Raw genomic sequence first — 11,455 nt, 5'->3', positions numbered from 1 at the left:
AGTGCCGGCGCGGGTGCCTTGGTCGACCTGGGCTTGCACGGCCCAGCGCCGCACCGTCTCCTGACCGACACCGACCTGCTTGGCGATCGCCTCCGCTGCGGCGGTCAGCGAGGCGTATTCCCCACCGCGAGTTTCCAGCAACCGAAGGGCCCTCGAGCGGACCTCTGGATCGATTTTCTTGGGCATGTGCTCATCCTTCCAAACTCAGAAGGAAGCGGCATCAAACCTGGGGTGATTCAGGGTGAGGTGAGTCCACTGGTTCATAGCAACCCCGGCCTGATGCAGGGCGAGATACGGATCGACACACACCATGGCCATCACCACCAAGTCGCCGGTCAGCGGCGACAATGAACGCATGGGTTCAGCGCATCCGAGAGCAGACGGACCCCGACGGCGACGTGCGTTCACCGCTGCGGAGAAAATCGAACACGTACGTGCTTACGAACAGGCCTGCGAGAGCGGCGACGGCGGGGCATACCTACGCCGCGAGGGCCTGTATTCGTCGTTGATCAGTGAATGGCGCAGACACCGCGACGCCGGTGTCCTCGAGACCAAGAAACCTGGCGACAAAGTCGGCAAGCTCACCGCCGAACAAGCCGAGATCGCACGCCTCACGCGTGAATTGAACCGCGCGAACAAGCGCCTGAACACCACCGAAGCCGCACTGGATATCATGGGAAAAGCACACGCGCTCTTGGAAAGTTTCTCCGAGAGCGCGGATTTCGACGAGAAGAACAAGAAGCGATGACCACTGTGTATACCGCGCTCACTGACATCGGAATCAGCTCCCGTGAGGGCAGCGTTCTCACCGGTCTACATCGCTCGACTGCGACACGTCGGCGTGTCGCAGCCACGGCTCCGACACCGTCGGTACCTCAGGAACCAGCTGCGGAACCTGTCAACAAAATCTCCACCAGCGAACGTCTACGCATCCTCGGCGTCCTGAACTGCGACCGGTTCGCCGACTTGGCACCGTTGCAGATCTACGCCCAACTCCTCGATGACGGCATCTACCTGTGTTCGGTGTCGACGATGTACCGGGTACTGCGCGAGAACAGACAGGTCAGCGAACGACGACGACTCGCTCGGCACCCCGCGAGGGCATGCCCGGAGCTGGTGGCGACCGCCCCGCGGCAGGTGTACTCCTGGGATATCACCAAACTCGCCGCCCCGGTCAAAGGGCAGTACTTCGACGCGTACGTGATGATCGACATCTACTCCCGCTACATCGTCGGAGTGCGCGTCCACCCTCATGAATCAGGCGTGCTGGCAAAGGAATTGATGGAACAGATCTTCTCGATTCATGGTGTCCCGCACGTCGTACACGCGGACCGAGGAACCTCGATGACCAGCAAGACCGTTGCCGCGCTCTTGGCGGATCTCGAGGTCACCCGCAGTCATTCGAGGCCGCGGGTGTCGAACGACAACCCCTATTCCGAAGCATTGTTCAAGACATTGAAATACGGTCCACGATTCCCCGAACGGTTCGGATCCCTCAGCGATGCAAGACAATTCATGGATACCTTCACCGATTGGTACAACCACGAACATCGCCACACCGGTATCGGACTACACACCCCCGCCGATGTCCACTACGGCTTGGCTGCACGCAAAGCAGCCGAACGCCGAGCTGTTCTCGACGCCGCACGCGCTGCCCATCCGCATCGCTTCGGCACCACTGCCACACCAAAAATCCTCGACCTCCCCGACACCGCGTGGATCAACAAACCAGCAGAAACCACCGACACTGATGAAGCACACGAGTCGATAGCGGCATAACACCCACTGGACTCACCCGCCTTGACAAATTCCGGTGAGCCAGTCTCGTACTTCCTGCTTCTTGTGGGTGGCGTAGTTGTCCATCACCAGATGCAGTTCCTTTTCGGGGTAGGCGCGTGCGACGTGCTTGAGGAACACCAGAAACTCCTGGTGGCGGTGTCGCGGTTTGCATATCCCGGTGACCTGCCCTGTCGCAATATCGAGTGCCGCGAACAACGTTGTGGTGCCGTGTCGGATGTAGTCGTGGGTCTGCCGCTCGGGGATGCCGATCTGCATCGGCAACGTCGGTGCTGTGCGGTCGAGAGCTTGGATCTGCGACTTTTCATCGACGCACAGCACGATCGCATTCTCCGGAGGTGCGAGGTACAGCCCGACGATGTCGGTGACTTTTGCGACCAACTCAGGATCGGTGGAGAACTTGAACGTCTCACTGCGCCAGGGGTGAACGCCGTGTTCGCGCCACACCCGTGCGACGGTGCCGTATCCGATGCCGAGGTGATCGGCGAGCAAACGCGAGCTCCAGTGTGTAACACCGTACTTCTTCGGAGGGGGTGTCAACGTCACCGAAATAAGCTTGTCACGGTCGAGGGTGCGGGGCCTGCCGGAGCGGTCTTCGTCGAACAGCCCGTTCACGCCGCATTCTTCGTATCGGGCACGCCAGTTGATCACCGTCTGCCGTGAGATCGAGAACCGGCATGCGATTTCTGCATGCACGACACCATCGGCGGCGAGCAGAACGATTCGCGCTCGCTGCACCAACCCCGCTTCCGCCGTCGTCGACCGGACCCACTTCTCGAGCTGGTCACGGTCGGTGTTGGGGATCAACAACGGAGCTGCGCGCATAGCCAATTCAATCAAACATAATCGCCCATCTACTTCAGGCGCGCGGCACTGGGGTACCGGTGGCCCTTGTACGACGGCGACGGGGTGCTCACCACCCGAATCCTGCCAGCCACCCGCCCAGCTCGCCAACGTGACAGTGCCCTTTGAGGTTTGTCGACTTTCTCATTGAGTTCTCCAAGGCAATTTTGGATACCAGTGGGTAGAACTTGATGGGTCAGGCGTATAGGTCGCTGATCTTGGTCTTGTGAGCTTCGTGAATGATGTTGCGCTTGAGCTTGAGCGTCGGCGTCAATTCGCCGGTCTCCTGGGTGAAGTCGACCTCGAGGATCGTGTACTTCTTGATCTGCTCGGGGTTGGAGACCTTCTTGTTGGCGTCGGCGACGGCCGAGTCGATCTCGGCGATCAGGTCGGCGTTCTTCACCAGATCGGCAATCGCGGTGTTCGCGGGTAGGCCGTTGCGCTCGACCCAACCGGGCAGGGTTTCCGGATCGAGGGTGATCAGTGCACCGATGAACGGCTGACCGTCACCGACAACGAGGCACTGGCTGATCAAAGCATGCGCGCGCAGGGAATCCTCGAGGCCGGCCGGTGCGACGTTCTTGCCGCCGGCCGTGACGATGATTTCCTTCTTGCGACCGGTGATGGAGACGTAGCCCTCGTTGTCGATCGAACCGAGGTCGCCTGTGTGGAACCAGCCGTCGACAATGGACTCGGCGGTGGCCTTCTCGTTGTGCCAGTAGCCGGCGAACACGACCGGGCCCTGTAGGAGGAGTTCGCCGTCTTCGGCGATCCGGGCGGCGTGGCCGTTGATCGGCTTGCCGACGGTGCCGACACGCTGCGCGCTCGAGGTGTTGACGGTGATCGCGGCGCTGGTCTCGGTGAGTCCGTAGCCCTCGTAGATCGGGATGCCGACGCCGCGGAAGTAGTGGCCGAGACGCGCGCCGAGGGCTGCGCCACCGGAGACTGCACGCTCGCACTCGCCGCCCAGTGCTGCGCGCAGCTTCGAGTAGACGAGCTTGTCGCAGACCGCGTGCTTGAGCTTGAGTGCCAGCCCGGGGCCACCCTTTTCGAGGGACTCGCTGTATTCGATGGCAGTGGCCGCAGCCTTGTCGAAGATGCTGCCCTTGCCGCCGTCGACGGCCTTCTGGCGAGCCGAGTTGTATACCTTCTCGAATACGCGGGGTACCGAGAGGATGAAGTCGGGCTTGAATCCGGCGAACTGCTCGAGGAGTGTCGTCAGGTCGGACGTGTGGGCGACGGTGACCTTGGCGTCGAGAGCGCCGTAGGAGATCGCTCGCGCGAATGCGTGGGCGAGCGGCAGGAACATCAGTGTCTTCTTGCCGGGGACCATCGACTCCGGCATGGCCAGGCGGCACGCGTTGGACTCGGCGTAGAGGTTGGAGTGCGTCAGCTGGACACCCTTGGGGCGTCCGGTGGTTCCGGAGGTGTAGATCAGGGTCGCGGGCGAGGCTGCGGTGACCTGGTGACGACGAGTGTGCAGTTCTTCGTCGGTGATTGTGGAACCGCGGCTGGACAGCTCGTCGATCGCGCCCGACTCGATGACCAGAACTTCGCGGAGGGCTTCTGCGCCGTCGGTGACTTCCTTGTGAGTCTCCACATGCTTGGCGGTTTCGACAACCAGAAGCGTTGTCGCGGAGTCCTCGAGGATCCACTGCGCCTGGTCGGGGGAGGAGGTCTCGTAGATCGCGACGGTGCATCCGCCGGCTGTCCAGATGGCGTAGTCGAGAACGACCCACTCGTAGCGGGTCGCTGACAGGATAGCGACGCGGTCGCCGAGCTCGACGCCCGAAGCGATCAGGCCCTTGGCAACTGCGGAGACCTGCTTCACGAATTCAGCTGCGGTGACGTCGACCCATCCACCGTCCGACGGCCTCTTGAACGGCACGAATGTGGGGTCTTCTTCGGCATGACGGAACACGGAGTCGGCCGTGGAAACATTTCCAGGAATTGTGAACGACTGTGGAACTGAGAACTCACGCACTACGGACCCCTTCAGTGACAGCTCTGTGGCCGCTTCGGTAAATGAAAACCCCCGTCCTTCTTGGAATCGGGGATGGTGCCTACCACATGAACCGCCTCGAAGAGTTCGGAAACTCCTGGGCACATTCAGGTGCTTTCGAGCATTCAGTTCACGTAGATTCGACTCAGTGGGCGCGGTCGGGCTCGGATGCCTTCAGCATCTCGTGACGCTCGACGACCTTGATGCGCTCACGGCCTTCGGGCTCACCCAGGCTGAGCTCGTGCGCGTCGAGGCGGTACCAGCCCTGCCACGTCGTGTACGGCACCTGCTTGCCTTCGAGGAACTCGATGACGGCGTTCTCTTCCGGGTTTGCAGCGCCGGCGAAATTGACGGAATCCTCGAGGAGGTTCACGACGGTTTCGTTGGCGTCACCCTTGGTGTGGCCGATGAGGCCGACGGGGCCGCGCTTGATCCAGCCGGTGACGTACGTGGCCGGCATGAACCGGGCCGCGCCCTCGGCGTTGTCGTCGGCAACGACGCGACCGGCGTCGTTGGGAACGGTGCCTGCCTGATCGTCGAACGGCAACTGCGTGACGTTCTGCGAGAGGTAACCGACGGCGCGGTACACGGCCTGGACATCCCAGTCCTTGTACGTGCCGGTGCCCTTGACGTTGCCGGTGCCGGTGCCGTCGAGCTGGGTGCGCTCGGTGCGCAGGCCGACGACCTTGCCGTCCTCGCCGAGGATCTCCGTGGGAGATTCGAAGAAGTGCAGGAACAGCTTGTGGGGACGGGCTCCGACGTCACGAATTGCCCAGTCCTGCAGGGTATTCGCAACCATGTCGACCTGCTTGGAGTTGCGGCGAGCCTGCTCGGAACCCTCGTCGTAGTCGATGTCCTCGGGGTCGACGATGACCTCGATGGTCGGCGAGTGGTCGAGCTCGCGCAGTTCGAGAGGCGTGAACTTGGCCTGCGCCGGGCCGCGGCGTCCGAAGACGTGAACCTCTACGGCCTTGTTGTTCTTGAGGCCCTCGTAGACGTTGGCGGGGATCTCGGTCGGCAGCAGTTCGTCGCCGGTCTTGGCGAGGACGCGGGCGATGTCGAGCGCAACGTTGCCCACGCCGAGGACGGCGACCTTCTCGGCTTCGAGCGGCCACGTACGAAGTACGTCGGGGTGGCCGTCGTACCAGGAGACGAAGTCGGCCGCGCCGTAGCTGCCGTCGAGTTCGATACCCGGGATGCCGAGCGCGCGGTCGGCGTTGGCGCCGGTGGAGAAGATGACCGCGTCGTAGAACGACCGCAGGTCGTCGAGGGTGATGTCGGTGCCGTAGTCGATGTTGCCGAGCAGGCGTACCTGAGGCTTGTCGAGCACCTTGTGCAGGGCGGTGATGATGCCCTTGATGCGCGGATGATCGGGCGCGACGCCGTAACGAATCAGGCCGAAGGGCGCGGGCATGCGCTCGAAGAGGTCGATGCTGACGCCGCGGCCGGAGACTGCGGTGTCGGATTTCATGAGGGCGTCGGCGGCGTAGATGCCGGCGGGGCCGGCGCCGACGATCGCGACCCGGAGCGGGCGTAAAAGGTTATCCTCGGGCGACATCGGTGTCGCGGAAATGGAAGCTTCGGTGGTCATGAAGATCTTCTGTGCCTTCTGTCGTTGACTGAGATGAAGTGCTGTCGTGTCGACTCCGGAAGTATCGGAGCGACGATCGAGATGGAGGGCCCGCACATCGCGGGCAATCGGCTCAGCTGTGACGAGCACGCACTTCGTAGGCCTGTCTGGCTGCGGTGTCGACGTCTTCGAGAAATACCCTGTCTGTGTGGAGCGCTCGGGTGAGCGCTTCGCTGACCTGGCGGGGGAAGAACTTCTGACTGGCTGCGAGGGCGCCGACGAGCTTGGTCACCCGTACTTTCGGCTTGGGGCGTTCGATCAAAGCCACGACGGCACGTGCGATGTCTTCCGGTTCAGCGTTCTTGAGTCCGGGAAGCCCCTTGGTACCCGCCGTCAACTCGGTGTTGACGAAGGATGGCAGTACCGCGGAAAACTCGATTCCCGTGCCTCGGTGCTCCACCCGCGCGGCATCGGTGAAACCGACGACGGCATATTTGCTGGCGCAGTAGGTGGCCAGTCCGGGCGTGTAGATTTCGCCGGCCAGTGAGGCGATGTTGACCACGTGTCCGCGGCCGCGCGGCAGCATTCGCCGAACAGCGAGTTTGGAGCCGGTGATCACCCCGAGGACGTTGATATCGAGGATCCGGCGGGTGACCGCGTCGGGTTCGTCCGCGATCCGGCCCGCGGGCATGATGCCGGCGTTGTTGACGAGCACGTCGATAGGCCCGAGCGTTGCTTCCACGTCGTCGAGGAAGGCCTCGAAGGACTCGGTGTCGGTCACGTCGAGCTTGCGGTAGCTGGACAGGCCGAGTTGGGTCGCGGACTCCTTGAGCTTGGCCTCGTCGATGTCCCCGATTGCCACCTTCGCACCGAGTCTGGTCAACGCTGTCGCGGTCGCGAACCCGATTCCGCGGGCACCGCCGGTGATCGCGATGACGCGACCGTGCAGGGATTGTGTCATTTTCCTTGTGTCCTTCAGTCGTCGTTACAGGGAGTTCGAGCGGCTTGATGCGGACAGTCGGCGGTGGGGGTCACGCGCGACGAGGACGCGCAGTAGCCGGCCGACGAAACGACCACGGAAGGGGGTGTACGGATACCAGAGCAATTCCCGCTTCATCACGGGTCCGCGCGGCATCGTGATCGCCTGCTGCCGGGTGTACTTGCGGATTCCGTCTTCACCCCCGAATCGCGCGCCGAGACCGGATTGCTTCCAGCCTCCGTGTGGTAGACCCAGCGCGAACAGATTGGAGAAGGCGTCGTTGATGTTCACCGCGCCGGCGTCGAGTCGGCGGGCGATCTCCTCGCCGCGGGTTCTGTTCCCGCACCACACCGTCGCAGACAGGCCATATTCGGAATCGTTGGCCAACCGTACGGCTTCGTCGGCGTCTGCGACCTTGACCACGGGGATGGTGGGCCCGAAGGTCTCTTCCCGGATGCAGGCCATCGAATGGTTTACGTCGACGAGGACCGTCGGCTCGAAGAAGGTGCCGGTGTTCCCGGCTTTGCCTCCGGTCAGGGCGGTGGCGCCGCTGTCCACAGCGTCGGCGACGTGCCGGGCAACGAGGTCACGTTGCGCCTCGGTGGCCAACGCGCCGACATCGGTGCGATATCCGTCGTCGTCGGTGCCCTGTCGGAGCGAGCCGACGAGTGCCACCAGTCGCGCGACGAACTCGTCGTGGACGGATGCCTCGACGTAGACGCGTTCGATCGACACACACACTTGTCCGGCATTGAACAGGCCGCCCCAGGCGATTCCGGCTACCGCGCGGTCCAGGTCGGCATCCGCCAACACGATCGCCGGGTCTTTGCCGCCCAGTTCGAGGCTGCACGGCACCAGTCGCTCGGCAGCCCGTACCGCGATCGCTCGACCGGTTGCGGTGGAACCGGTGAACTGCACGAAGTCCACCGAATCCACTACCGCTGCACCGGTGTTGCCGCGGCCGGTGAGGACCGAGAAGACAGGGGGTGCACCGATGTCAGACCATCCCCGCGCGAGTTCGACGGCTGCCAACGGCGTCACCTCGGACGGCTTGAGCAGAACTGCCGCGCCGGCGAGCAGAGCCGGGATTATGTCCATCGCCGGCATCGCGAGCGGGAAGTTCCACGGAGTGATCACACCGACCACCGGGTAGGGGCGGGCTGTTTTGATCAGCCGCTTGGTCATCGAGAGCGGTCCGTGGGGTTTCACACGCTCGTCGGCGAGAAACGTGCCTGCATTGTCAGCGAAGTAGTTGATAAGGTCGCACGCGAGCGCGGGCTCGATTGCTGCTTCGGCGCGCGGCTTGCCAGTCTCGGACTGCAGTACGTCGATGAGATGGCGCTCGTTGTCGAGGAGCCAGTCCCGCAGCTTCCGTAGCCACTTGGCCCGACCTTTCGGCCCCAGCGCTTCCCACTCGACTTGGTGAGTGCGCAGACATCGGACGGTCTCGATCACTGTCTCGGAACTATTGTCCGGTACGCGCGCGACGAGGCGCCCGTCTGCGGGGCAGTGCACATCGATGTCGCCATAGCCTGTCTCCGCCATACTTCCGGATCTCATACGAACCCCGCCTTCTATGATGTGCGCCACGTCTTATTAGAATTACACAAGCGAGCCGAAGTTTTCTTGGCGAAATAGGCCAAGACGATCGACCACGCTTGTACTCTGAGTCCAAATTCGAAAGAAAGGCCAACGTGTCCGCTGACGACATGGTGATGGCCTGGCTCCGGGAATTCGCTGCGGAGGCGCTGGTGCCCGGCACCCTCGATGGCCTTGTCGCGCGCTTCGGCGCAGCAATAGTGGCGGAGGTCCCCGAGGTTTCCGCGGACCGGGAGTTGCAACGGGACCTCGATGCCAGCACCCGCGGGCAAGGGCGTGCGCTGTTGATCTGGCTCACCGGCGACTCCGCCGAGGTGGATCTGCCGCTCGCAGCTCATGATCTCGCGCGCACGATCGCCCGACGAGGTCTGCATCTGAGGGTCTTGATGCAGATCTACCGAGTCGGCCAGAAGGCGCTGCTGAGGTTCGCCGCGGAGACGGCAAGTGAGCGCATCGCCGACCCCGTACTGGAACTGAAGGTATTGATTCGGCTGCTGGAGCGGGCGAATCACTGGCTCAACGTGTCGTTGGAGATACTCACCGATACCTACAGTGAGGAACGAGAGCGCGGATTGAGCGGCGCGTTCGCACGGCAGGCGGAAACCGTGCAGGCGATCATCCGAGGTGAGATCGTCGATGCAGCGGTGGCGTCGAACCGTTTGAATTACCCGTTGATCAGGCATAACACGGCACTAGTGCTGTGGTTCGACAATGCGCCGGCCGAGCAGACCGAGGACGTGATCGGCGTCCTGGATTCCGTTGTCCGCGCGGTCGCGGCCACGATCGGGGCTCGGCAGCTACTGACTCTGCCGTCGGGATCGCGAGGGCTCTGGGCGTGGCTGTCGATGGATGTCGAGGCGGATGTCGCCGCAGTGGACATCGGTGCGGATATCCCGGACGGAATATCGATCGCGATTGGCAACCCGGGCAAGGGAATTCGCGGATTTCGGCAAAGTCACACCGAAGCGGTTTCCGCTCAACATATTTCGGAACATCAGGAGGCTGTGACTCGCCCGATTTTGTATGCAGACGTCGAAATTATCCACCTACTCGACGGCCACCCCGACTCGGCGAAGGCACTGGTTTCGCGGGAACTACGCGGCCTCGACGGTACCGATGCAGCCTCGGCCCAGTTGCGTCGCACTCTGCGCACCTACCTGAATGTGAACCGCAGCCCGGACGCGGCAGCTCGCGCGCTCGGCGTGCACAAGAACACCGTGCGGTACCGTATCCAGCGCGCCGAGGACATGCTCGGCCGCCCTATCGGGGCCAACCGGCTCAAACTGGAACTCGCGCTCGAATACGCCGACACCTACGGTCCGGCCACGCAGGAGTGACAAGGCGGCACTGCTCGCACGCGCCATTTCTCTGATTCCCGCTCCGGCACAGGCGCACTCATCGATGCTGCACGGTCCGCGTGTGTGCTAACTGCCAGTGCCTGTACGGCATTGCGTCGCGATGTCAGACCTTGCCTCTTCAGTGCATCAGACTACGGTCGAACTCGGGGTCGGTTCACCCCGTAGGAGGGACTGCCCCCATCTTGGTTGACATCTGATCTGTGAGGATCGCTCCTCGCAGTGGAAGGATGTTCCCCATGCCGAAAGCATTTCCCGAGGAGTTCCGCCGCGACGTCATCGCTGTCGCACGTAAAGGCGAGGCCCCGCTGCGTCAGATCGCGAAGGACTTCGGAATCTCCGAGGGCTGTCTGCACCGTTGGCTGAAGATCGCCGATCGCGGCGATGGCATCACCCCCGCTGACGGGACCGCGGCGAGCAGCGAGTCCGTCGAGCTGCGGGAAGCCCGCAAACGCATCAAGATGCTCGAGCAAGAAGCAGAAGTGATGCGGCGCGCGGTCGGCTATCTCTCTCGGGACGTCAACCCAAAATGATCTAACCGCTGGTCCTCGACCTTGCTGCCGACGGTATCCCCGTCACAGTGACCTGCCGGGTTCTCGGATTCTCTACCCAAGCGTTTTACAAATGGAAGAAAATACCAGTGTCGCAACGCGATTGGGATAATGCGCATCTGATCAACGCGGCCCGTTCCATCCATGCCGACGACCCCGCGTTCGGGTACCGCTTCATCGCCGACGAACTCCCCGACCACGGCATCACCGCCGGCGAGAACAGGGTCGCCCGGTTGTGCTCACAGGAACGAATCTGGTCGGTGTTCTCCAAGAAGAGAGGGCTGTACAGAAAGGCCGGTCCGCCCGTCCACGACGACCTCGTCGACCGTCAGTTCACCGCAGAGGCCGCGGACACGCTGTGGCTCAACGACATCACCGAACACCGCACCGACGAAGGCAAGCTCTACCTCTCCGCCATCAAAGATGTGTGGTCCAACAGGATCGTCGGCTACTCGATCGACTCCCGAATGAAAGCGTCGCTGGCGGTGTCCGCATTGACCAATGCTGTGGCGCACCGCGGCTCGGTTGGGACGATCGTACATTCGGATCGCGGTAGCCAATTTCGATCCAGGAAGTTCGTGCACGCGTTGTCCCACAATGGATTACGTGGATCAATGGGCCGCGTTGGGGCATGCCTGTTGACCGGCTAATCCACCCGATTGTTACCGCGAATCGACACGCCGACCCGCGAAATGCTTGATTAGCGGTGACGTTGGGGTTACACCTGTCTCATGATGATTCAGCACGCGCTGCATCTCG

General features: G+C 62.6%; 6 protein-coding genes and 3 pseudogenes. 3 read left to right on the top strand and 6 right to left on the bottom strand.

Annotated elements, in window-relative coordinates; all coding sequences use genetic code 11:
• A pseudogene (locus QMK17_RS25525) lies at nt 1–186 on the bottom strand (IS3-like element ISPfr13 family transposase); the annotation flags it as partial.
• A gap of 169 nt (nt 187–355) precedes the next feature.
• Here QMK17_RS25525 and QMK17_RS25520 point away from each other — a divergent pair.
• Nucleotides 356–1,779, top strand: a protein-coding gene (locus tag QMK17_RS25520; protein WP_442972832.1) for an IS3 family transposase whose coding sequence is annotated in 2 segments (ribosomal slippage) — nt 356–722 and nt 722–1,779 — 1,425 coding nt in all. Because the reading frame shifts where the segments join, the coding sequence is not laid out codon by codon here.
• Between the two features lie 36 nt (nt 1,780–1,815).
• Here QMK17_RS25520 and QMK17_RS25515 read toward each other — a convergent pair.
• From QMK17_RS25515 to QMK17_RS25495, 5 genes and pseudogenes are all read right to left on the bottom strand, one after another.
• A pseudogene (locus tag QMK17_RS25515) lies at nt 1,816–2,622 on the bottom strand (IS630 family transposase); the annotation flags it as partial.
• A gap of 214 nt (nt 2,623–2,836) precedes the next feature.
• Nucleotides 2,837–4,624, bottom strand: a complete 1,788-nt coding sequence (locus tag QMK17_RS25510) for an AMP-dependent synthetase/ligase (protein ID WP_283512086.1) — start codon at nt 4,622–4,624, stop codon at nt 2,837–2,839.
• A gap of 163 nt (nt 4,625–4,787) precedes the next feature.
• On the bottom strand, nt 4,788–6,233 hold the full coding sequence (locus tag QMK17_RS25505) for an FAD-dependent oxidoreductase (RefSeq protein WP_283512085.1): 1,446 nt from the start codon (nt 6,231–6,233) through the stop codon (nt 4,788–4,790).
• A gap of 112 nt (nt 6,234–6,345) precedes the next feature.
• Nucleotides 6,346–7,173: an SDR family oxidoreductase gene (locus QMK17_RS25500; protein WP_283512084.1), complete on the bottom strand. Its 828-nt coding sequence runs from the start codon at nt 7,171–7,173 to the stop codon at nt 6,346–6,348.
• A 24-nt stretch (nt 7,174–7,197) separates the two neighbouring features.
• A complete protein-coding gene (locus QMK17_RS25495) occupies nt 7,198–8,751 on the bottom strand; it encodes an aldehyde dehydrogenase family protein (protein WP_283512083.1) in 1,554 nt (517 codons plus the stop codon).
• A 134-nt stretch (nt 8,752–8,885) separates the two neighbouring features.
• On the opposite strand from QMK17_RS25495, the gene QMK17_RS25490 reads away from it, so the two are divergent.
• Together QMK17_RS25490 and QMK17_RS25485 are read left to right on the top strand one after the other, a co-directional pair.
• On the top strand, nt 8,886–10,127 hold the full coding sequence (locus QMK17_RS25490) for a PucR family transcriptional regulator (RefSeq protein WP_283512082.1): 1,242 nt from the start codon (nt 8,886–8,888) through the stop codon (nt 10,125–10,127).
• 257 nt (nt 10,128–10,384) lie between these two features.
• Nucleotides 10,385–11,331 (top strand): annotated as a pseudogene (locus QMK17_RS25485) (IS3 family transposase); the annotation flags it as partial.
• Between the last annotated feature and the right edge of the window lie 124 nt (nt 11,332–11,455).

It is taken from the genome of Rhodococcus sp. G-MC3 (genome assembly GCF_030063335.1).
GTDB lineage: Bacteria > Actinomycetota > Actinomycetes > Mycobacteriales > Mycobacteriaceae > Rhodococcoides.
This window is presented reverse-complemented; position numbering and strand designations above follow the sequence as displayed.

Bases quoted from the DNA above. Each gene is read 5' to 3' on its own strand.
- QMK17_RS25500 (WP_283512084.1), bottom strand. From the start codon at position 7,173: ATGACACAATCCCTGCACGGTCGCGTCATCGCGATCACCGGCGGTGCC.
- QMK17_RS25495 (WP_283512083.1), bottom strand. From the start codon at position 8,751: ATGAGATCCGGAAGTATGGCGGAGACAGGCTATGGCGACATCGATGTG.
- QMK17_RS25505 (WP_283512085.1), bottom strand. From the start codon at position 6,233: ATGACCACCGAAGCTTCCATTTCCGCGACACCGATGTCGCCCGAGGAT.